General features: G+C 72.5%; 9 protein-coding genes and 2 pseudogenes. 2 read left to right on the forward strand and 9 right to left on the reverse strand.

Annotated features, from left to right (window positions below; all coding sequences use genetic code 11):
- Positions 1 to 134 precede the first annotated feature (134 nt).
- Positions 135 to 392, forward strand: a pseudogene (locus tag ACFYW5_RS35550) (integrase core domain-containing protein); the annotation flags it as partial.
- Between the two features lie 69 nt (positions 393 to 461).
- Positions 462 to 620 (forward strand): annotated as a pseudogene (locus tag ACFYW5_RS35555) (ATP-binding protein); the annotation flags it as partial.
- A 274-nt stretch (positions 621 to 894) separates the two neighbouring features.
- On the opposite strand, the gene ACFYW5_RS35560 reads toward ACFYW5_RS35555, so the two are convergent.
- The 9 genes from ACFYW5_RS35560 to ACFYW5_RS35600 form a co-directional block, all read right to left on the reverse strand.
- Positions 895 to 1545 (reverse strand): acetoacetate decarboxylase family protein, encoded by a 651-nt coding sequence (locus ACFYW5_RS35560; RefSeq protein WP_389421280.1) that lies wholly within the window; start codon positions 1543 to 1545, stop codon positions 895 to 897.
- Entirely contained in the window at positions 1542 to 3821 is a 2280-nt protein-coding gene (locus tag ACFYW5_RS35565; protein WP_389421281.1) for a hypothetical protein, read from the reverse strand. The genes ACFYW5_RS35560 and ACFYW5_RS35565 overlap by 4 nt, the downstream gene beginning before the upstream one ends.
- Positions 3822 to 3882: 61 nt before the next feature.
- Positions 3883 to 5013, reverse strand: a complete 1131-nt coding sequence (locus ACFYW5_RS35570) for a hypothetical protein (RefSeq protein ID WP_389421282.1) — start codon at positions 5011 to 5013, stop codon at positions 3883 to 3885.
- Complete coding sequence (locus ACFYW5_RS35575; protein WP_389421283.1) at positions 5010 to 6557, reverse strand: HAD-IB family hydrolase; 1548 nt, start codon at positions 6555 to 6557, stop codon at positions 5010 to 5012. The genes ACFYW5_RS35570 and ACFYW5_RS35575 overlap by 4 nt, the downstream gene beginning before the upstream one ends.
- A gap of 1 nt (position 6558) precedes the next feature.
- Complete coding sequence (locus tag ACFYW5_RS35580) at positions 6559 to 8400, reverse strand: 1-acyl-sn-glycerol-3-phosphate acyltransferase (RefSeq protein WP_389421284.1); 1842 nt, start codon at positions 8398 to 8400, stop codon at positions 6559 to 6561.
- Positions 8397 to 16817: a beta-ketoacyl synthase N-terminal-like domain-containing protein gene (locus ACFYW5_RS35585; RefSeq protein WP_389421285.1), complete on the reverse strand. Its 8421-nt coding sequence runs from the start codon at positions 16815 to 16817 to the stop codon at positions 8397 to 8399. Before ACFYW5_RS35585 ends, ACFYW5_RS35580 begins: the two co-directional genes overlap by 4 nt.
- A 111-nt stretch (positions 16818 to 16928) precedes the next feature.
- Positions 16929 to 19184, reverse strand: a complete 2256-nt coding sequence (locus ACFYW5_RS35590) for an SDR family NAD(P)-dependent oxidoreductase (RefSeq protein WP_389421286.1) — start codon at positions 19182 to 19184, stop codon at positions 16929 to 16931.
- Positions 19185 to 19228: 44 nt separating this feature from the next.
- Entirely contained in the window at positions 19229 to 19867 is a 639-nt protein-coding gene (locus tag ACFYW5_RS35595) for an acyl carrier protein (RefSeq protein ID WP_389421287.1), read from the reverse strand.
- Between the two features lie 72 nt (positions 19868 to 19939).
- On the reverse strand, positions 19940 to 22828 hold the full coding sequence (locus ACFYW5_RS35600) for a beta-ketoacyl synthase N-terminal-like domain-containing protein (RefSeq protein ID WP_389421288.1): 2889 nt from the start codon (positions 22826 to 22828) through the stop codon (positions 19940 to 19942).
- Positions 22829 to 22872 lie beyond the last annotated feature (44 nt).

Consider the following 22872-nt stretch of genomic DNA (forward strand, 5'->3'; position numbering starts at 1 on the left):
CGAAGCCGTCGCCCTGGCAATCAATAACCGACCCCGCAAGATCCTCGGCTGGAAGACACCGGCCGAGGTCTTCGAGGAGCAGCTACGCTCACTACGGCAGCCCGGTGTTGCAACGACCGGTTGAACTCGCCCAATACGGTTCCCGGGCCTATGCCAGCCTCTGCGACCAGCTCAGGGTCACCCGGTCGATGGGCGCGGTCGGCACCAGCGCCGACAACGCGGCCTGCGAAAGCTTCCATGCATCCCTGAAACGCGAGACCCTCCAGGGCGCCCACCACTACGGCGACGCCAGCACCTGCCGCAGGACCGTCTTCGCCTGGCTGACCCGCTACAACACCCGCCGCCGGCACTCCGCCAATGGCCACCTCAGCCCCAACGAATACGAACACCGACACCACACCCCTAAACTCACACTCGCCGCGTCATCAATAACCGCGTGCCCACCTTCACGGGGGAAGGCCCCATCAGGCTTCGATTCGATCATGCCCAAGACGCTCGCCACCGCCGCAGTTGACCGGCTCCTGCACCACGCGCACATCGTCCTGACCGAAGGCTCCTCGCTGCGGCTGACCCAGGCCACCAGCGGTGACGGCGTCGTCCCGCTCAACTCTGGCGCCTGAACCCGGCCACAGACCGGCCCCACCGCCCGCCAGAAGCAACGTTCCTCCCAGCACCATGCCGCTGGGCATCGGATGCTCGCATCTGGACACACCACATGCAGTCATCCGTCTCGTGAACGGGTGTGTCCAACCAATACGCACCCACCAGGGCGGCGCTGGGAACAGGAATCAGGCCGTGCTCGTCAGGGAAGCTATCCACGCCACCCCAACGACTCCCGACGGCCATCAGTAACGGCGTCAACTCAACACGCACCCCCACCCGAGGGATCAAAGGTCATACCGGGCAGGGAGATGAGCTGTCCGCCCACAAGGAGAGCAACTGACCGCTCACCCGGACGGCCCGCTGTCCGTGGACACCGCTGCGGCCCGACAGGAGGTACAACGTGCGCTGGACGCCGCCGGGCCAGGGCTGCGCCACGTGCAACGGCAGTGGTGTCGCCGTGGGAAGGCGACGCTTCCGCCGGAAGTCGCAGGAGACGACGAGGCGACCGTCCGCCCGCAGCGTGCGGCGGTGGCCGGGGCCTTCCCCAGGAGTGAAGTCGCCGAGTTGTTTGGGAATGTTCCACAGCGCGCGGGCGCCGGCCAGGGAGGCGGCGCTGTCGACCCAGATCTTCAGGACCGTGACCTGAACCGGTGGACGGATCCGGGTGACGCCGAGGACCATGAACTCGTGGTAGGGGCCCAGGCTGCTGGCGTCGTAGTCGGCCCAGGCGGCCACGAGCAGACAGGTGTTGCCGCGGTGCCGCAGTTCCGGCTCGGAGTGAAGCAGGGCTTCGGGGAGGCACTGGATGCCGGTGCGCAGGAGAGTCGCGTACAGGTCGCCGCGCAGGTACCAGGAGCGACCGGATACGAGGACGACCCGGTAGGGCCGGGCTCGGTGCCGGATGGTGTGTTGATGGGGGATTCTCCTGATCGCTTCGCTCATGAGTGCATCGCGTGCAGGACGCGGACTCCCACGTCCCGCGCCTGGTAGATGCGGCGACCGTCGACCCACAGCCATGCGTCGGCCGTGGCGAAGGGGCCTTTCTCGTCGACGCCGGCGCGCGTGATGTCCATCTCCACCGTGATGAGGGCGTCATCCGGGACCACCTGTCCCCGGTACTTCCACGTCATGGCGTGTCCGGTGCGCACTGGTTCGAAACGCGGGTGCGGAAGACCGGCGGTCAGTTCGTTGTCGATCATCCAGAACTGGAGTAAATGGATCATGGCTTCAAGACCCAGCGACCCGGGCTGTACCGGGTCCTGAAAGAAGTGCGCCCGGAAGAACCACTCACCGGGGTCGACCCGCTTCTCGGCGCGGAGTCTGCCCAGTCCCGCTTTCCCTGCGCCGGGCCAGTACCCGGTGACGCGGTCGAGCATCAGGAGCGGGGGACGTGGCAGCCCGAGCGTGCCGGCCCGCGGTGGCCCGGCACGCGCGGTCAGGTCGACGTGGTGGTCGCACGGTGCGGCAAGAGCCGCTCGCTCCTCCGTGGAGGCGGGCAGGCCGTTCTGTCGGGTGAAGGCGGTGGGCGGAAAGTAGCCGAAGACCGTCTGCAGGCTCGCGATGTGTCGTCCGTCCGCCGTGCAGCGGACGTCGAATGTCTGGATGACCATGTCACCGGTTCGTGAGACGGACGTCAGCTCGGCCTCGGTACGCAGCAGGCGTGCGTCTCGTGATACCTCCTCGGCGACGGTGATCGTGCCGTCGAGATTGCGCAGCAGTACGTCACCGGGCATGGCAGGCAGGTCGCAGGCGTACGCAGCCAGCCAGCCGCATGGTTGGAGGGCCGCTTCGAGCAGCACGCTGAACGGCATGGACGGTGTGCTGTTGAGGGTGCGGTACCAGACCGCGTCCGGGTCGGGGAGGTCGTACTCGGCGGTGACGGCGCTGCCCGCCCGCAACCCGCCCTGCGGCCCCTCGACGGCGGCGATCCGGCTGATGAAGAGGAACGGGGGTGAGGGGAGCCGGGGCAGCCTGCGGGTGTCGTCCACGTCGGCGTAGGCCGGTCCGTACGCGTCACTGGGCCTCCCCCACGCGGTGGCGAGGACAGCTGGGTAGTCGTACCGGAAGCCGTCGGTGTCGGCGGCCGGGCGGGGCTCCACGTGACCGGCGAGTCCCGCGAGTGCGGCGGGATCGGCCGTGACCTCGTCCCGTTGCCCTGCCGGGGGCCGGGCGAGTCGTCGCCACTGCGTCAGGGGGTAGTCGGGGGTGAGGCACACAGCGGCCGATTCCACGCGGAGCACCGTGCGGCCGTCGGCCGTGCACACCACGTCGGCGGTCAACCGTGGCACAGGGTTTGCGCTGAGAGCTGTGACCTCGATGTCGTACTCGACCGACTGCCCCGGTGTGGGCAGCCAGTCGGTCGCGTCCAGTCGCCACGCGTGATCGTGCGCCCAGTCGAAGCGCCAGCCGTCCCTGAGGGGGTCGGGACTGAGAGCCGCCAAGCAGAAGGCCATCGCCTGGGACACACCCTCGACGAGGAACCCGAGGGTGGCGTGCGGGGTGCTGTTCCCGCCCTCGCTCAGCGGTGCGCGGCCCGCCCGCAGCGGGTATGCGGCGCGCAGGCGCCCCGCCGCGTGACGGCCGCCTGCCGGGTCGAAGTGGGTGACGGTCCGCAGGTACAGCTCGTCGTGACGCGGGAGGGCGGGCGGGCGTACCTGTGCGCGCGCGGTGCGCAGGCGCGGACCGAAGCAGTCCCAGGGGCGGCCTTCGGCGAAGGCCCGCACCTGGGCGGCGGTGAACGCACGGCAGGGTACGGGACGTTCGCCGTCCGTCGGGCGCCCGCGGACCACGTCCGCGGCGGAATCCGTTCCCCTCGCTGCGGGGAGGGGCGACGCGAGTTCGGGGCCGCTGGCGCATCGAGCCTGGACATCGCGCGCCGTCAGCAGGTGCCGGCCCGTTGACGAGTGGCACTCCAGGTCGAAGCGGAGCAAGCAGGTTCCGTCGGGGTGTTGTTCGTCCTCCCGGAGGGTGAGGTCGTAGTCGAGTGTGGTCGGTGGGCCGGGGTGCTCGCCGCGGCAGAGAATGTCACCAGCACGCCACCACAGCGTTGTTGGTGGTTCGTCCCGCTGCTCGGTGTTCTCCGGCGCGGGGCAGTCCAGGAGCGGGGTCATGGCTTCGAGGGCCAGAGAGAGGAGTTCTGCCGAGGTGAGGCGGCCGGTGGCGTCGAGGGCGGCGCGGGGGGCGGGGGGCTGTGGATCCACGGTCACGGAGAATTTCATGGTCACTGTCCTGATGTGGTCGGTCGCGGCCGGACGTGCGGGGCGCGGGGGCGGGGGCGTTCTACGACGTCCCGGCGTCGACACCGGCTCGGGCCGCGGCCAGTCGGGCGAGAACGGTGGGGAGCGGGTCGGCGTCCCGCGTGCCGGTGCCCGTGCCCGTGCCCGTGCTCAGGCTCAGGGCGAGATGTCTCCGGTCGCGCAGCTGCTCCCGCACGATCCGCGTGAGAGTGTCGCCGGGTCCTGCTTCCACGAAGACACGCAGTCCCGCTGCGTACATCTCCTCGACCGCGTCCGCCGGCCGTTGCGGGAGCCGTGCCGTGAATCGCCGGTGGAAGGCGGCGGCCGGTGCGAGGTGGACCGGTCCAGGCGTCGCGTAGACGGGTATGGAAGGTCGTTCGAAGGGGAGGCTCTCCAGGTCGTGGAGGAAGTCGCCCGGCCCGCTCAGGAGTGCGGCTGGTCTCCCGCCCGCAAGGTGACCGCTGCCTCCGGCCTCTCCCGCCCGGTGTGCCTCGAGGCCGAGGGCGCGCCCGTAGTACTCGGCCGCTTCCAGCGCTGCGTGATTCCCGGTGACCAACAGGCCGCGACCGTCGTCGTAGGTGTCGACGGTGCGGAACTTGTGGCGGCCGGGCAGCGCCGTCAGTCGTGCGAGGCGCTGTTCGGGCCCTGATACGGCGAGCATGCGCCGTGCGGCGGCAGGGGTAGGCGGGTGCTGTGCCGCGTAGCGGGCGGCGAGTCGGACCAGAGTGGTCTCGTCGAAGGCGCCGGCGGCGTGGAGAGCCTCGACCGCGCCGAATCCGCTTCCCAGTACGGCGTCCGGGCGCAGCCCGACGGCGCACAGAACCCGCAGGTGGGCCAGGGTGGACAGCGTCGCGACCGGCTGGGCCCACTCGGTGAGGGTGCGGGCGGCGCGCCAGCGTGCCCGGTCCAGGGGGGTGGCGGTGGTTGCCGGGGCTTGCGCCACCTCGGCGAGCCGGTGGCCGTCCACGAAGAGTTCGGCGTGTGTCTCCCAGACCTCGCGCGCCGGACGTGACCGGTCGGAGGGGACGCGAACGTCCGTGCAGGCGCCTGCGGGCGGGTCGCCGGGAAAGAGGTAGGCGACACCGCCGGGGGTGTCGGGGCAGCCGTGCAGGATCCGCTCGTCGAGGGCCGGGACGAGGCGCGGGAGCGAGGGAACGGGGGGCCGGGACGTCACGGCTCCTCGCTCGGGGTCGCGGTGGTGCGGCCGGGCGGGGCGTCCGGGATCGGCACGGGATGGGACGTGGGGCCGGTAAGCAGTGCGCGGACGAAGAGTTCACGCGTGGTCTCGGCGTGTCGTGGTGCGTCTTCCTCGCTCCAGCCGGAGCTGTTGACGGCCGGCAGCACGGAGACGTGGACGCGGCCCGGACGGATCAGCCGGCCGCTTCTGCCGCAGACGTCGGCGACGTTGTGCAGGACGACGGGAACGACCGGGACTTTGGCACGGGCGGCGATTCGGAACGCCCCGGCGCGGAAGGGGCCGGGTTCGGGTGTGCGCGACCGCGTCCCTTCCGGCATGACGATGACGGACGTTCCCTTCTCCAGACGGGACACGGAAAGATCGATGACGGCCGCGGCCTGGCGGCGGTCGGCGCGGTCGACGAACAGGTTTCCCGCCCTGTGCAGGAAGTGCCCGAGGAGTGGCGTGTGCGCCACCTCGGCCTTGATGAGCGCACACCAGTCGTCGGGCAGCACCTGCGCGACGACGAGGGCGTCGAGGGGGCTGGTGTGGTTGACGACGTAGACGCAGGGGCCGCTGTCGGGTCGTGTGGCGGCACGGGTGACGGCGACGTGGACGCCGGCCGCGCGCAGGACGAGACGGCTGCTCCGGCGCACGGTGCGAGTGGGCACGGTGCTCCGGGCGCCGACGAGCGCGGAGATGAGGAAACCGCCCGCGGTGGCCGAGGCGGCCGCGGTCGCGGCGAGGGCCAGCGGCAGCGGTGGAGGGGCGGAGGGCTGCAGAACGGGCCAGTCCCTCCGGCGCGCCTCGGCGGCGAGTGAGGGACGTGGCGCCACCACGCGGGATCGGCCCACCGCCGCGAGCAGCGGAACGTCGTCGTGGCTGTCGCAGTAGGCGAAGCTGTGCGCAAGGTCCACCCCGTGGGCGGTGGCGTGGCGCCGTACCGCGGCGAGCTTGTCGACGCCGGCGCACAGCCTCACGGGGATGTGACCGTCGACGGTGCCGTTCTTGGTGTGGACCGGCGTGCAGAGCACATCGTCGACGCCGAGAGCGTCGGCGAAGGAGCGGACCTGGGCGGCGCTCGCGGCCGTGGCGATGCATACCCGGTGCCCGCGCGCCTGGTGGGCACGGGCGAGCAGCCAGGTCTCGCGGACGATGCGGGGCGCGATGTCCTCGCGGTAGACCCGCTCTCCGAAGGCGTTGAGCTGCTCCAGGGGGCGGCCGTGCCAGGAGACTCCCGCCGCCGCGCCCAGACGGGCGGCGGCGTGTGTCTCGACGCCGGCGCGAGCGCGCAGGAGGTCCCGGGCGATGGCTCTGGGATGCGCCGACGTGAGGGCATGCCACGCCTCCCGGGGCCATTCACCATGGCGTACACGGTTGCGGCAGAAGGCAGCGGCCGAGTGGCCCCGGATGAGCGTGCCGTCGAAGTCGAAGTAGGCCGCCACGGAAGGGCCGGCGGGCGCGGCGGCGATGTCCGCGAGCAGGTTGCGAAGTGTCTCCGATGCCGAAGGCTGTCGTGTGGTCACGGTGAGGCCGTTCATGTCAGGCCGTCCTTTCGGCGCGTAGGGCGTCGAGTGCCTTGAGGTCGGCCCAGAGGTTCTCGGCTTCGGCCAGGGCCTTCGCGCGGCGGGCGGTGGCCTCGCGGCCGGCGCTGAGCAGTCCCTCGCGCCGGAGGTCGACGAGGACGGCGGCACAGTAGGGCGCGGACCGGTGGACGAGCGGGGTGTCGCGTGCAATATCGGGGTGTGGGGGGTCGAGGGCGGCGCGCAGGATGTCGTCGGTACGCGGCGGCTCGTCGCCGTTCTGGGACAGCGACCTGAGGACCCGCAGCTGGCTGGCGGCGCCACGGTGCAGGACGTCGGGGGCGATGAGGTCCTTGGCGCGGTTCAGGTCGGGTGTGAAGGACCACGGCGTGAGGCTTCCGTCCTCCGTCGGCGCGGCCAGTCGGCGCAGTTCCACGATGGCGCCGGCGAGCAGGTGGGGATGGGTGCCGATGCCGGTCCCCAGGGCCACCATCCGCATGAGCAGCCGCAGGTGCTCCACCGCGCGGTTCCAGGCGAGAGGTTCTTCGATCCGTGAGGCGCGCAGGGCGGCGACCTCGGCGGTGGCGCGTGGCCACATCCAGTGAACGCCTTGGTCCGCGTACAGCGCCGTGGCGTGCCGGGCGGCCTCGTCGGTGTTCGCCGGGGGCGGCGCCGTCAGCATCGCGGGAACCGTGTCCGGGACCGGGTGTTCCGAGGCGGTGGGCAGGGGAAGGCCTGGGGCATCGGGCCGGGCCCGGCCGATGGGGCCGGGTCCGGCCGCGTACAGCATGCGTATCGCCCGGCCGATCCCGTCCGGGGTACGCAGGATCGCGGTGTCGGTCTGGGGGGCGCCCGCCCGGTCGGCGGCCGCGAGGCAGGCCCGTACCCGCTGCCGCGGGTTCGCGGGCACCGCGTCGGTCTCCCATCCGGCGAGGGCGAGGGCGGTGAGCGTGCGGGTGGTCACGGGGGTCGCTCGGCTCAGGGCACGGTTGACGTCTCGGGCCAGGGTCGCGGCGCGGGCTGCCGCCGTGCTGTCGGCGGGCCGCTTCCCGTCGTGTGCGGGGATCGGTGCGGAGAAGCGGACGTGGGCCGTGCCGGCCGCCGCGCGGTAGGTCCTGACGTAGCGGAGGAACCAGCGGAGCGTCTCGGGGCGCTTGGCAGCACCCGCGACCTCCGCGGCCAGGTCGGCCGCGTCGGGCAGCGGTTCAAAACTGAGGGCGACGGGGACGAGCCAGACCCGTCGCCCCGGCAGGTCGGTGAGGGCTTCCGCCGTGTAGCGCAGCAGGCCGTGGCGCGGTGGTCGCAGCAGGCCGGTCCGGGAGCGGCCGCCCTCCTGGTACCACTCGACGTTCTCGCCCACTTCGACGAGGTGGCGCAGGTAGCAACGCAGAGCGGTTCCGTACACCTCGTCGGAGGTGTTCGTGCGCCGCAGGAAGACCACGCCGGCGCGCCGGGCCAGGCCCGAGAGAAGGGGGAGGCGGAGGTTGTCGCCGGCGAACCACAGGTTGCGGGGCAGGCCGCAGCCTTGGGACGCCCGCTGGACGAACAGGGGGTCGGCATACGTCCGGTGGTTGGGAAGGAAGATCAGGCAGTCTCCCGCTTTGTCGAGCTCGGACAGGCGCCGGCGGTTGTCCGGGGCGCAATGGACGGTCCAGGTGCTGGTCAGCAGGGACGTCATGAGGGTGGCGAACAGGTCCGTCCACGGTGTTCCGCGCACGGCGACCATGGACCGCAGGTGGCGGCGTACCTCGCGTTGCATCGCGCGGTGGCCCTGGCCCAGGCGGGTGGCGAGCCGGTGGATGTCCCGCTGTGACGCCGGGGTGTCGATGATGGTGGAGACGGTGCGTGCGCGGTGGGTCATGGTTGCCTCCGGGGGGGTGCCTCAAGCGTTTCCGCCGGCTGCGAGGGGCGTGGGCGGGAAGGGTCATGAGGCGGGTCCGCCGTCCTGGGGGGCGGCGCGGGCGGGGTCGTCTTCAAGTGCGGGGTGTGTGCGTGCAGGTCGAGGAGGGACTTCAACAGGGCGTCGTCGGCTTCCTCCTGGGTCAGTGCGCGCCGCTCGCCCCGGATGTTCGGGACGGTGCCCAGGGAGTGGGGCATGAACGAGGGGTGCGGTAGTTGTGGTGCGGCGAGAGCGTCGAGGGCGGCTGTCACCACGGCCACAGGGTCCTGGCGCAAGGAGGCGTGCGGGAGAGCGGAGGCAAGGCGATGGTGGCAGGCGCGCCGCCGCGCGGGCGCGCGGTGTTCGCGGGCCGTCTTCGCCGGCAGCGGCAGGAACAGCAGGGGATGGACGGCGTTGTGTGCTTCGATCGCGGCCCCGAGTGTGGCGTGCAGCGATTCCGCGGCGTCTCCCTGTGCCAGCACCAAGACGTCGCCGCCGTGGGCGAGGTGTGCCCGCGTCCGGGTGACGACGTCCGACGTGTCAGGTGCGCAGGGGCAGTGGCGTGGGTCTTGGTGCGCGGCCGGCCCGTCGAAGATCGCCGACAGGAGTCGACGGGTCCACGGCTCCGGTCGCAGGAGGAGGGTGGCGCGTTCGCGGAGTGCGGAGTTCGCCGCGGCGAAGACGAGGGCAGCCGGTTCGCTGTCGGGTCCGTGGACGTACAGCCGGCCCGCGCGCAGGTGGGGTGACGGGTCGGCGTGGGCCGGAGCCGGGACGTGCAGGCCCGCGAGGAACCCGTGGAGCAGGGCGGCGAGCACGTTGTGTCCCGGCCAGTCGCCCCGGTGCTCCTTGCGCCACCAGCGCATGACGCGCTCGACATCGAGGGACGGCGGCTCGCAGTCCGTGACCGTCGTCCCGCGCGTCGTGCGGCGCAGGGACAGGTGGTGGAGGGTCAGGGGGGCGTCCAGGGCGTGGGCCTGGCCTGCGAGACCGGGTTTGACCAGGACGGGATGGATGCCTCGGCGCTGTGCCACGTGTTCCCGCAGGGCGATGGCGTCGACGAGGTCGGCGCCGCGCGTCGAGGCGGGCAGGTCGTAGACGGTGGCGACGGTGTGCGGAAACCAGTCGATCATGCGCACGTCGGAGGTGTCCGTGTGCGTTTCCGGGCCGTCGATGTGCGCCAGCCCTCCTCCTGGCAAGCCTTGTTCGCGGCGGAGGAAGGCTCGGATCTCCTCCGGGGAGTAGCGGGCGAGCCGTCCCAACGGCAGCAGACGTTCCTCGATGCGCAAGGTGGCCACCGGCGCTCCCCCGGCGTTCAGCCATACGTCGATCTCGGGCCGGCCGGGATCGCCGTCGCGGAATCCGGCGAACCGCGCTTCGACCCGGACCGCGCCTCCGGTGGGCGGCGGGGCGTGGAGGTCGAGCCGCGAGATGAGTTGCGGGTAGGCCGCGACGTCGGAGGGGATGCCCGGGTCCCATTGGTGCAGCGCCGCGTGCGGGATCACGTGCAGGGCGCCGTCGAGCAGTCCGGGGCCGAGGATTCCCGGCGGCACGGTGCAGCGTCCGGCGTCCAGGACTCCCGTGGCACCGCGCGGTCCGGTGTGCAGGGCGACCAGCGACTGGAAGGCGGGGCCGTGGAAGAGCCGACCGTCGTCGTACGGCGAGGTGGGGACCGGTCGGGCGTCGAGCAACTCGGGCGGTCGTTCGGGCAGGGGCGGCTCGGTGTGCAGGACGGTCGCGCGGGCCACGGGTTCGTAGCGCGAGAAATCAGGGCGCTTTCTGCTCGGCCGCCACAGGTGCAGGACGGTCTCTGTGCGGTCCTGGCGGGCCCGGACCTCGACGAGGAGGTGGCGCGGCGTGTCGAGCACGACCCAGCGTTCCAGGGTGATGTCGCGCAGGGCGCGGGCGGGTCGGCCCGTGTGGCGGACGGACGCGCCCGCGAGCAGGTCCGCCACGACGGTGGCAGCCAGCGCCGGTGCGGTCCACGTGGGCCGGTGGTCCCCGAGCCAGGTGTCCGTGGCGGGGTCGAGCGTCTGGACGGCGAAGTGGTCGGGGGCGGGCGGCGGGGCTGCGTCCACCACGCGCAGGCCGATGTTGCGCACGTGGTAGATGACCGTTCCGTCCACGCTCAGCCACGCGTCCGCGAGGGCAGAGCGGCCTTCCGTCGTCTCTGTGGTCTCGGTGATGTGGACGTCGACGACGGTCTGTCGGGCACGGGGGGTCACCTGACCCCGGTACTTCCATGCGAGGGGTTCGGCGGCGTTGCCGATCTCGAAGCGTGGGGCGCGCATGCCGGCGCCGAAGTCCTTCTCGATGAGCAGGGCGCGCAGCAGCTGGTACATGGCCTCGACGCCGAGGGAGCCGGGCTGTACCGGGTCCTGGAAGAAGTGCGCCTTGAAGTACCAGTCGTCGGGGTCGACGTCTTTCACGCCGCTGATGCTGCCGAGGCCGGCCGGGCCGCCGCGCACGTCGTGCACGGTGCGTTGCGGGACGACCAGTCGGGGGTGGCCCAGGCGCAGCGGTCCGGTGTGGTAGCGCTCGGGGCGGCGTGTGAGGTCGACGGATTGAGGGGGCGCGCCCGAGTCATCGCCGGCCGGTTCTGGCGCGGCCTGGTCCGGTGGGCGGCGCAGTCCGGGGGCCTGGTCGAAGGCGCCGGGGGGGAAGTAGCCGAAACTCGTGGTGCAGGCGAGCGAGAGGGTGTCGTCGGCGAAGCATTCCACGGCGAAGAAAACGAGGACCATGGTGTCGCTGGTGGTAATGCCGGTGAGGGTGGCCCGGGTGCGCAGTGTCCGTGTCGAGCGGGGAACGTCGGCGAGCACGGTGGTGTCCCCGTCGAGGTTGCGGAAGTGCAGGTCCTGTCCGCTGTCGGGGGCGCAGGCGGTGAACTGGGCCAGCCAGCCGCAGGGTTGCAGCGCGCTTTCCATGAGGATGGCGGTGGGCAGCCGCTCGCCGGCGTCCTGCCAGAACCAGGCGTCGTCACGCAGATCGAACTCGGCCTCCACCCAGCTTCCCTCGGCAGGGCACGCGGGGGTGGCGCCCAGGGCGGTGACCCGGTCCATGCACAGGTAGGGCGGACCGGGCAGGCGGGGCAGGCGGCGGTGTTCGGCGAGGTCGCGGAAGGCCGGGCCGAGTGCGTCGCGCACCGGTCCCCAGGCCGAGTCCAGCATGCTGTCGCGGTCCAGGGGGGTGCCGTCCACCACGACGGCGCGGTCCACGGGCTGCGGGGCGAACAGGTCGGCGGCGGGCACGGGAAGGGTCTCAGACCGTGCCCCGGGAGCCAGGGCCCTGGCTTTCCAGCCGGCGAGCGGGGTGTCGGGCACCAGCTTCAGTGCCAGGCCGGCCGCGTGGAAGGAGGGACGGCCGTCCACCGTGCACAGCAGGTCGGCGCGCAGTTCGGGTTCCGGGCCTTGCGTCACCCGGGTGACGTACAGCTCGTAGACGAGCTGTTGGCTGGTGGGCACGGCTTGTCCTCGGCAGCGCATGCGGGAGGATTCGCCGCGCACCGGCTCGAAGCGCCAGCCGTCACGGTCGACGGTGAGGCCCAGGGCCGTGAGGTGGAAGGCCATGGCCTGGTATCCGCCGTCGAGCATCAATGTGCCGGGCATGCAGGGGTCTTCATGGAAGTGGCCGTCGAAGAACCACATGTCGTTCCTCAGGTCGAGTTCGGCACGCAGGTACCCGCCACCGGTCGGGCCGCCCGCGGGTTCGAAGTGGGTGACCCGGTCGAAGAGCTGGTGCCGGCCGGCGGTCGGGATACGGGGGGTCCTCAGATGGCTGCGGGTGGTCTCCCAGCCGGGTCCGAAGCACACGTCGGCCCGCCCTTGGACGAGGGCGCGCACCTGGTCGTCGTCGAAGACGCGGCAGGTCCCGTCCGGTACGTCTCCCGTGGCGGGCCCGAGTTCCGTGGGATTCCACAGCACGCCTGCCGAGGCCTCGAGTTCGGCGTCGGTGAAGAATCCCGCCTGACCGCCTCGTACGGTGATCCGTCGTTCGTCGCCGACCCAGCAGTCGTACTGGAAGAAGAACAGATGCACTCCTTCGTGCCGGGCGTGTCCGGTGATCTCGATGCGATAGCGCAGCGTTTCTCCGGGCCGTGGCAGTGGCCCGTGGAAGGTGAGGTCGCAGCCGAGCAACCGGTAGACCCGGTTCTCGTCGAGGTGGAGGCCGGCGCCGAGCCAGCTGATCAGGAGCAGGTCGGCCTGGCCGGCCTCGACGGTGGCGCCCGGGGTCATGCGGCCGGCCGGATCGAGGAACCAGGACTCGGCGGTGACATCGGTCTCCGTCCAGATGACTCCGGTGCCCATCGTCCCGGGTTCGGCCTCGATTCCGGTGACCCGGTCGATCAGGAGCATCGGCGGGGTCGGTACCCGGGTCTGCCGGCGCCTGCCGTCCTGGGCGCGGAAGCGCTCCCCGAACAGGGGGGACACCGGGTGCCGGGCGAGGTATTCGAGTTGGTCCCGGTCGAAGAGGATGCCGGGCGTCCCTGCGGGCGGCGCGGGGGTGGCCTCGGGCGCCGGCTCGGCAGGGGTTTCGGCGACCGCTGACGGAAGGGGCGGGGGCAGGGTGGCGGTGGCTCGGCGGACGGTGATGGTGCGGGCCGCCGTCGCCAGGTGGGACGGCGGCGGCGTGAAGCGCCGGGTGAGTGCCTCGTGGTCGACGCGCACGCCGGCCGCGGCGAGCTGTGCGGTGGCGTCGAAGAGGTGGCGCAGGGATCGGTCGGGGGCGGCGTCGAGGGCGACGGCCAAGTGTTCCCGGCGCCGCAGGATCTCACCGGTCCAGCCGGTGCACGCCTGCCGGGGGCCGTGTTCGATGAAGATCCGGACGCCGTCCCGGTAGGCCTGGCGGACGGTGTCGGCGAATCGGATGGTGCCGGTGGCCTGTGCCGTCAGGGCGTCGGCGACGCTGTCGGCGGTGGGTTCGAACGACGAGGCCGTGGCGCAGTCGTAGAAGCGGACGCCGGGCAGGGGGGTGACGGGCCGGTGGTGGAAGCGCCGCCACCGGTCGGCCACGCGCTCGACCTCCGGGACGTGCACAGCGACGTCGTACTCGAGGCGGAACGCGTAGTCGGGGCGTAGCGCGGTCAGGACGCGTGCGCACGCGTCCTCTTCTCCTGCGATGGTGCAGCAGGTGGGGCTGTTGTCGGCGGAGAGGTGCACGGCACGCTCCCCGGCGAGGGCGGCGTGCACGGCCGTCGCGGAGGCGCCCACCAGGTGCGTGGCCCAGCGTTTCCCCTCGATCGCCCGCTCGCGCCATTCCTCGCGTACCGCCTCGCACGCTCCGGTGAGCAGTCCGTGGAAGAGCGGGTCGACGGTCGAGTCGCGCAGGAGGGGCGCCAGTTCGCGCCAGTAATCCAGGCAGATGAGGGCGCTCGTGGCGCCGGAGGAGTAACCGATGACGCCATCAGGCCGCAGGCCCAGGACGTCCCGGGAGAGGCTGGTGTGGACGGTGCTGAGCATGATCGAGCCCCAGATGCGCTGCATGGCGGTGCGGTCGGCGCGGTCGGAGGCGTGGGCGAGGCGGTCGGCGTCATCGTAGAGCCACTGCACCAGCGGGCCGAGGGGGCCGCCGGAGCGGCGAGCGAGCTCGGTCAGGGTGTCGGGGGCGGCCAGCAGCAGGGATCGACCCATGTCGGGGTAGGTGGCGGCCCCCCCGGTGTAGACGAAGGCGATGCCTCCATCGATCGGCCGGTCGCGGTAGTGGGCTCCTTCGGGGCGGGCCCCGCCGTCGCGCAGCCAGCGTTTCGCCGCTTGGACGCGGTCGCGCAGCTGGGCCTCGCCGGTGGCCTGGACGACGAGCCGGGCGGGGCCGCGGTCGCTCTCCTGGTAGGTCTGGGCGTGTTCCAGTACGTCTACGACGCCGTCGCCGCTGTACACGTGCAGGCGGGGTGGCTGCTCGGTGAGGACGGCTCGGGGAGATCCCGGTGCCGCGTCCAGGCGCAGGTGGTGCGTGCCGTGCGTGTCGGCGGTGCGGACGGTCACCTGTGCCCGGCGTTTCCCGAGCCAGGGGCGGGCGGCGGCGCCCGGTCGCGGGAGCACGCCGCGGCTCAGGGCCACGACGGCGGCGGCGACGGCGACCATGCCGTGGGCGCAGTCGGCGTGTCCCAGGAACGCGGCGAGGTCCAGGGCCGTGGTTCCGGGCCGTTCGTGGTCGCGGGGGCTGATGTCCCCCACGATCAGCGCGGGCGCACCGTCCTGTTCGGCGTCGCCACCGTGGCCACTGCCGGGGTCCGGATCGCCGGGCAGCAGAGCCAGTACCCGGTCGCCGTCACGGGCGGCCAGGTCGGCCCGTTTGATCGTGAGGACGACGGCGGCGTCCACGGGTTCGGCGCTTCGGTCGAGGGCGGCAAGGACGTCCCGGTGGACGGGTTCGTCGGGGGTGCCGACGGCGCCCACGACGGCGGAGTCGCACTCGCCCGCCCGTACCGCGCGCAGGGCGAGGCGCAGGGCGGCGAGGCCGGACGCCTCCTGCTCGCCCACGGCGAAACCGCTGCCGGTGAGGTTCAGCGCCACATTGACCTGGTTGGCGAGGACGGCGCCCATGTGCCGGATGGCGGCGTTGGCCGACAGCGGTTGCGGTACCGCCGCGGAGTTGCCGGTCCGCTCCACGGCTTCCGGCGGGAGCGCCGCCGGCGCGGGACGCCAGCGCAGTTGGAAGTCGCTGGTCGCCGGGGTGCTCTCCGCTCCGACGATTACCATCGTGCGGTCGGCGGTCAGACGGACGCCGTGGGCCGCCTCTTGGCAGGCGGCCATGAGCATGGCGTGCTGCGGGTGTGCGTCGGCGAAGTCGGCGGGTGGGCAGTGCAGTTCGGTGAGAGAAAGGCGGACGGGGCCGGGTTCTCCTTCCTTGCGGCCTCCGGTCACCAGATCGCGTACAAAGTCCGCGGTGTCCGCTCCCGCGCCCAGCCGTACGCCCAGTCCCACGACGGCCACGGCGGCGTGCGCCGGGGCTTGTTCGTCCTGTGCCGGGGCTTGTTCGTCCTGTGCGGAGAGGACCGGTGCCGTGTCCTTCGGCACGGTCGGTCGCGCGGTGGGAGGTGCGGGCTCGGCGGCGCGCGGGCGCGCTCCCGGCAGGCGGGCCGGTGGCCGGTGCTCGTGCGGGGAGGGGGCCGGGGGGCCTTCGAGGATGAGGTGGGCGTTGCTGCCGCCGAAGCCGAAAGCGCTCAGGCCCGCACGGCGGGGGCCTGTCCACGGTTCGGGTGCGCGCGGCAGTCGGAAGGGTGTGCCGGCCAGGACCGGCGACGGCTCCTGCATCCCGGTGACGGGCGGCACCGTTCCCGCCTCCAGCGCGCCGATGAGTTTCAGCAGACCGACCATCCCGGCCGCGGGCAGGGCGTGACCGAAGGTGGCCTTGGCCGCGCCGATCGGCAGGTTCGCGGCGGCGGCGAACACCCTCGCCGTGCTGCGGATCTCGGCCTCGTCGCCCACGGGTGTGCCGGTGGCGTGGAATTCCAGCAGCCCGATGTCCTCGGGGGCGATGCCGGACTGCCGGTAGGTGTCCCGCATGACGCGTTCCTGGGCGTCCTCGTCGGGTGCGACGAGGACGCCGCGCCCGTTGTTGGACCAGCCGATGCCCCGGATGACCGCCAGGACGTCGAGACCGCGGGCGAGGGCGTCGTCGAGCCGCGTCAGTGTGACGAAGGCGGCGCCCTCCGCCGGGAGCAGGCCGTCGGCGCGGGCGTCCAGCGGCAAACTGCGCCCACTGGGGCTGAGCGCGGACAGGGCGGTGAAACCCATCTGGATGAACAGATTGTCGGCGCCGCTCGCCCCGCCGGCCACCATGACGTCCGCCGACCGGTCGTGCAAGCGGTCGCACGCGATCTTGAGGGCGTACAGGGAGGAGGCGCAGGCCGCGTCCAGGGTCAGGGCGCCGGCTCCCAGGCCGTGCAAGGTGGCGGCGAGTGCGGCGGGGTGGCCGAAGGAGAAGCGGTTGCGTGGCTGGGTGGCCGCGTCGTGCACGCCGGTGGGAAAGGCCTGCCCGGTCAGGTGGCGCCGCGAGGTGATACGCGCAAGTGATTTGGTGGGGTACGTCAGGTTGCCCATGACGAGACCGGTGCGGGTGCTGTGCCGGGCGCCGGGCACGGTGTCGAGCGCCGCCCCCACGCCATGGACGGTCCAGCGGAACAGCGGGTCGTACTGGGCGGCTTCGAAGGGGTCCCAGCCGAGGGCCGCGGGACGGAAGACCGTGTCGAATCCCTCGACGAATCCGCCGATGTCGCTGCAGACCCGGTCCGGGCAGGGCCGTCGTGGTGCGTGCACGGTCACCGGGGGAACGTCCCAGCGGTCGGCGGTGACGGGGGTGAGGGTGGGGCTGCCGGAGACGACGGCGGACCACAGCGCGGAGGGGTCGAGGGCACCGGGAAGAACGCAACCGCGTCCTACGACGGCGATGGGGGCGAAGAGCATGAGATGGCCTCAGCGGTCGAGTCGGGTCGGTCGGGAGGGAGTTGGTTCGATGGCCGGGGTGTCCTACGCTCAGCGCGCCCGGAGCAGTGTTCGCCCCGGCGAGGGAGCATGTCAGCCCGGCAGGGCGATCAGGCGGATGCCGGTGAGTGCGGCTCGCACACCTCCACCGGTGTCGAGGAGGAGCGCGTCGCAGTCGGCACTGAGCGGGCCGCAGGAGCGGGCGGTCACCGAGCAGGTGAGGGGGCCGGCGGGTGCGGCGCCCGGCCGGTGGATCTCGCACCGTTCCACGCGCATGGGAAGGGTGGGACCGAGTACGCCTTGGGCCCACAGCAAGGACAGCTGCAAGGCGGCGTCGAACAGCGCCGGGTCGGTGGCCCACCGTCCGTCGTCGGACCAGCCCATGGCCCGCAGACCGCGCACCGTCGCATGTACGCCGCCGTCGTCACGGTCGAGGATCTCGTCGATCACGTGGAAGTCCGGGCCGTGGAAAAGGGGCGGCACACCGTAGCGCGGCGCGGCAGCCGAAGGGCCGGGGCGTGCGGGCCGGTCCTGCCGGGGCGCGGCCGGGGGGCGGTCGGGCACGGCGAGGGCGGTGATGTGCGCGCGGTCATCGACCGGTCCGACGGACATGTGCCAGGCGCGGTCCTCCTGCCGTACGGCTTCGACGGTGAGCCAGTGCGGTTCGGGCCCACCGAGGGTGATCGGCCTGCGTACGTGGATGTGGTGGAGGGCGAAGGGGGCGCCGGCCACGCGTCCGGGCACAGCGCGCGCCATCCACTCGGTCGCGAGGGCCAGGGGCGCTACGACACGACCGCCGATCGCGTGGTCGCGCAGCAGGGGACGGCGCTGGGCGCCCGCTCTGACCAGGGCCTGGATCTGCGTGCCGGTGCGGTCGGAGGCGCCACCCCACTGGCCTGGTTGTCCGGGATCGGGGACCACGACGATCCGGCTGGGCCCGGACGTGGCAGCCAGTTCGGCGGCGAAGGCCCGGGCCCCTTCGGCGACCGGGAGGAGCGCGACTCCCTGCCGGGCGAAGTGCTCGCGCAGCGGAGGGGTGACCATACCGCCGTGCCAGGCCCCCCAGGCGATGGACACGACGCGGGCGGCGGGTCGTTCGCGGGCCAACTCTCCCGCGACATGGTCGAGCACCGCGTTGGCCATCGCGTAGTCGCTCTGACCGGGGTTGCCGACCGTGGCGCTGATCGAGGAGAACAGGCAGATCGTGTCCAGTGGATCGTCGGCCGTGGCGTCCAGCAGTACCCGCAGGCTCTCCACTTTGGTGGAAAAGACCCGTTCGAACTGCTCGGGTGTCTTGTCCGCGACCATCTTGTCGGCGACCACGCCCGCCGCGTGGACCAGTCCGGTCACCGGGCCCCACAGGTCGCGCGCCTCCTCCAGCCGGGTCCGCACGGCCTTCTCGTCCCGCACATCCACGGACGAGTAGCGGACCTGCGCACCGGCGTTCTCCAGCTGGGCGAGGGTGTGCCGGATTTCGCGTGCGGCGAGCAGCCGGCCGGCCTCCGCGCGCACTTCAGCGAACGTCCTGACCGCCCCCGTCTCCCGGTCTTCCGCGAGGAGGCTGCGGATCAGGGCCGCATCGTCCTTCTCGGCGGCCTGTCCCGGCCGTTCCGGCACGAGCGCGGAACGCCCTAACAGGAGCAGTCGTGGGCGTTGGAGGCGGGCCAGTTCGACGAGGCAGGGGGCGGTGATGCCGCGGGCGCCGCCCGTCACGACGAAGAACGGGTCCGGCGCGGTCCGTGAGGTCTCGACCGGCTCCAGCGGCGGGGCGGGTTCAGTGTGCGGGTGGTGCCGGCGGCCGTCGGCCGTGAGGGCCACCTCCGGCTCGCCACCGCCGGTGAGGAGTTCCGCCGCCAGGGCGCCGGCCACGTCCGCGGCGGGTCGTCCGCCGCGGACGCAGTCGATTCCCTTGACGGTGATCCGGGGCCATTCCTGGTGGGCTGTCCGCGCCAGGGCAACCGCCCCGCCGAGCCAGGCCCGGCCCGGCGGGGCGGCCGGGCCCGGTCCGCCGCTGTCCTGGACGAGGACGACGGAGCGGGCCCCGCCGGCGTCGGTTTCGTCACGGGGCGCCAGCGCGGTGAGGGCGCGGAGCAGTCGCCCGTGGACTTCGGCCGAGTCCTGCGCGGGGTGCCGTGGGTCGCTCAGGGCGTCCAGGAGGACGACGCATCCCTGCCCCCGCGGCTCACGGCCGAGCTCGTCGGCGCCGACGACGTCGACACGCATCCCGTGCCCGCGCAGGACCTCGGCCAGCGCGGGGGCGACTCCGCTCTCGTCGTCGGTGATCCGTACGCACTCCTGCAGGCCGGACAGGACCAGACCGGGGGCGGTGGCAGCGCGCCATGCCGGCACCAGACGATGGGGCCCGGCAGGTCCGGGTGCGGCGGCCGGCCCGGTCACGAGGGCTGCCCGCCGGCCGCTGCCGCTTCGACGAGGCGCTCGGTGACTTCGGCGATCGTGCGCAGCTGCGCCATGGCGGCGGCGTCCACCGACCCGAGACCCGGTACCCGGTCGCGGATCGCGGCAAGGATCTGAACGCGCTTGATGGAGTCGATGCCCAGCTCCTCCTCGAGCATGACGTCGGGGGTGAGGGCGGCCTCGGGGTAACCCGTTACGTCGGCGATGACCTCGCGGAGCAGGCCGCCGAGGTCTTCGTGGGCCGCGGTCCCGGCCGCCGGGAGCGAGGGGGCCGGAGTGCCGTCGGGTGTGCGGCGCGAGGGCTCCTCGACGGCGGGGCCGGCGTGGTGGAGGGAGGGGGGCGGGGACATGACCTCGGCGGCGTTCGGCTGCGCGTCGCCGGTGTCAGCCCTGCCGTTCTCCGAGGTCTGGGGGGCGGGGGTGTCGACGACGCCCTCGAGGAGCGTGCCCAGGCCGATGAGGGTGCCGAGGGCTTGCTGGTACTGGTCCTGAAGCTGGGACACGTGTTGCCGGATGCCGCGCAGGGTGTGGTGCCACTCCTCCCGCGCGTTCGTGGCGGGGGCACGGTGGCCGGAGGTCGTGGCGTCCTGGATCGTGTGAACGGAGGGGCTGGTCATGAATGTCTCCTTGTGAGGGTGGGGCCTGGTGGAACGGGCAGGTGTGACGGCGCGGCGGCCGGCGTGAGCGGATCAGCGTGCTGTGGCCGGTGCCGGCGGGTAGGGGCGGCCGTAGTTGTGGCCTGCGACGGGGACTGTCAGGCGGGCCTTGTCCTTCACGGCGGGGGACGCCGCGGCGGGCGGGTGGGTGGCCCAGAGCGACGCGTAGGCGAGGGGCCGTGCGAGATGGACGGAGAGCACGGCCATCGCGTCGTGCAGGGCGGTGACACCGTGCGGTCCGGGACGGTCGAGGGCCACCGCACGGTGGTCGCGGCCCGCCAGGATGCGACCGACGAGCTTGGTGAGCGTCGACCCCGCTCCCAGTTCGACGAAGTGACGGATGCCGTCCTCGTACATGGCGTCGATCTGGTCGGCGAAACGGACCGGAGAGGTGATGTGCGTGCTCAGGAGGCGGCGGATCCCGTCGGGGTCCTTGGGGTATCGGGCTGCGGTGATGTTGGACCACACGTCGCAGGTGGGCGCGCGCAGCGCGACGACGTCGAGGAAGGAGGCGAACGGTGCGACCGCGGCAGCCACCGCAGGGCTGTGGAAGGCCGCGCCGGTCCGCAAGGGGGTGACGGCGACACCGGCCGACGCCAAGGCCTGCTCGCAGCGCAGCAAGGCGTCGGAGTCGCCGGCCAGCACCGCTTGGTCGGGGGCGTTCTCCCCCACGAGCCATACGTCGTCATGAGTGAACGCCCAGCCGAGGATCTCGTGGACGCGGGTGGCCGCGCAGCCGGCGGCCAGCATGCCACCGGGGTGGTCCGCACCGGCGGCGGCCATGAGTTCACCGCGGCGGGTCGCGAGGCGGAACAGGGTGTGGTCGTCGAAGACTCCGGCCGCGTGCAGGGCGACGAGTTCGCCGAAGCTGTGACCTGCGGTGGCGTCGGGAGTGAGGCCGAGCGAGTCGAGGACGGCGAGCTGGGCCAGGCTCTGTACGGCGAGGGCGGGCTGGGCCTGGTCGGTGGCGGCAAGGTGTTCGCTCTGCTCGCGGCGCTGGTCGTCGGTGAGGGCGGGCGGCGGGAAGACCGCCCGGTGCGGGGCCGGGCCGTCCTCGGCCGTCCAGTCCGCCGCCCGGTCCCAGACGGCGAGCGCCAACGGGCTGTGCAGGGCGAGCCCCGCGCCCATGCCGGGGTACTGGCTGCCCTGCCCGGAGAAGAGGTAGGCCAGGCGCCCCGGCGCGGTAGACGGGCCGGCGTAGTGGGCCCGGCCGGGCCGTGAGACCGCCTGTCCGGGGTGGTTCTCGATCTCCCCGGCCAGCTCGCGCAGACGCTGCGCGGCGGTCTCCGGGGTGTCGGCGAGCACGGCGAACCGGTAGGGCCCGGGGGTGAAGGACCACTGGCTCTCTCGGGCGAGGGTCTCCAGCGGTTCGTCCCGGTCGGCCAGCTCGCGGGCTACGGCGGCCAGGGCCGGCGCCGATCCGGCCTGGGCGAGGATGAGTTCGGTGGGGACGGTCCTCACCCGGGGAGGGCTTTCGACGCCCGGGGGCGGCTGGTGTTCCTCGACTGTGAGGTGGAAGTTGCTCCCGCCGAATCCGAAGCTGGAGACGGCCGCACGGCGCGGGTGGGACGTGCCCCTGATCCACGGCCGCAGTTCGGTGTTGACGTAGAGAGGGCTGCCCGGTGCGGCCAGCGCCGCCTGGGGCGCCGCGACCTTGACGGTGGGTGGGAGTGCGCGATGGTGCAGGGCCAGTACCGCTTTCAGCAGCCCTACCGCGCCCGCGGCCGATTTGGTGTGTCCCATCTGGGACTTGACCGAGCCGACGGCGCACCAGGGCGACGTCGTGTCGGGTGCGTCCTCGCGCAGTACGGATACGAGGGCGGTCGCCTCGGCGAGGTCCCCGGCCTTGGTGCCGGTGCCGTGCGCCTCGACGAGCTCGACGGTGGACGGGCCGTATCCGGCCTGTTCGTAGGCGCGGCGCAGGGCGCGTTCCTGGCCTTGGGGGCGTGGAGCGTAGACGGCTCCCCGGCCGCCGTCGGACGAGGAGCCGAGACCGCGCAGCACGGCGTAGACGCGCTGCCCGTCGCGTTCGGCGTCGGCCAGCCTGCGCAGTGCGAACAGCACCAGACCCTCCCCGAGCATCGTGCCGTCGGCGTCCTGGGAGAAGGGACGGCAGTCGCCGGTCGGGGACAGAGCCGGCGTCTTGCTGAAGCACATGTACATGGTGATGCCGTTGAGCGTGTCGACACCGCCGGTGAGCATGGTGTCGCACCGGCCGAGTTGCAGCTCGGCGGCGGCCATGGACAGGGCTGCCAGCGAGCTCGCGCAGGCGGCGTCCACCGTGCAGTTGGGGCCGTTGAGGTCGAAGCGGTTGGCGATGCGTCCTGCTACGACGTTGCTGAGCAAACCGGGGAATGTGGCTTCCTGCCAGGGGGCGTACTGACCGGTGATGGCGTCGCACAGACTCTGGGCCTGTTCCTCCGGGATGCCGCCGTCGCGCATCGCCTTCAGCCAGACCGGTCGTTGCAGCCGGTTGGTCATCTCGCACAGCAGCTCGAGACTTGATGTGCCGAGCACGACGCCGGTGCGTTCTCGGTCGAGCCGGGTGAGGTCTCCCGCGGTCGCGTCCCTCAGTGCTTGTTCTGCGGCGACCAGGGCGAGCAGCTGGGTGGTGTCAGTGGCGGAGAGGGACTTGGGCGGGATCCCGTAGGCCAGTGGGTCGAAGTCGACCGGGTCGAGGAATGCGCCGCGGCGGGCGTAGGTGCGGTCGGGGAGAGACGGGTCCGGGTGGTAGTAGTCGTCGATGAGCCAGTGGGAGGCGGGGACGTCGGACATGAGGTCGCGGCCTTGGACGACGTTGTGCCAGAAGCCCTCGACGGTATGGGAGCCGGGCAGCAGGGCGCCGATCCCGACCACCGCGATGTCCAGCGGTGGTGGGGCGGAGGAGGGCTTGGACCGGGGCGGGACGGAGGAAGTGGGCATGGGGCATCGCCTCCGGAGAGGTATGGCTGATGAGGATGTGACGG

Origin of the sequence: Streptomyces sp. NPDC002779, assembly GCF_042888685.1 — a bacterium.
In the GTDB taxonomy this organism is placed as follows: domain Bacteria; phylum Actinomycetota; class Actinomycetes; order Streptomycetales; family Streptomycetaceae; genus Streptomyces.

Bases quoted from the DNA above. Each gene is read 5' to 3' on its own strand.
- ACFYW5_RS35560 (WP_389421280.1), bottom strand. From the start codon at position 1,545: ATGAGCGAAGCGATCAGGAGAATCCCCCATCAACACACCATCCGGCAC.
- ACFYW5_RS35565 (WP_389421281.1), bottom strand. From the start codon at position 3,821: ATGAAATTCTCCGTGACCGTGGATCCACAGCCCCCCGCCCCCCGCGCC.
- ACFYW5_RS35575 (WP_389421283.1), bottom strand. From the start codon at position 6,557: ATGAACGGCCTCACCGTGACCACACGACAGCCTTCGGCATCGGAGACA.
- ACFYW5_RS35580 (WP_389421284.1), bottom strand. From the start codon at position 8,400: ATGACCCACCGCGCACGCACCGTCTCCACCATCATCGACACCCCGGCG.
- ACFYW5_RS35585 (WP_389421285.1), bottom strand. From the start codon at position 16,817: ATGCTCTTCGCCCCCATCGCCGTCGTAGGACGCGGTTGCGTTCTTCCC.
- ACFYW5_RS35595 (WP_389421287.1), bottom strand. From the start codon at position 19,867: ATGACCAGCCCCTCCGTTCACACGATCCAGGACGCCACGACCTCCGGC.
- ACFYW5_RS35600 (WP_389421288.1), bottom strand. From the start codon at position 22,828: ATGCCCACTTCCTCCGTCCCGCCCCGGTCCAAGCCCTCCTCCGCCCCA.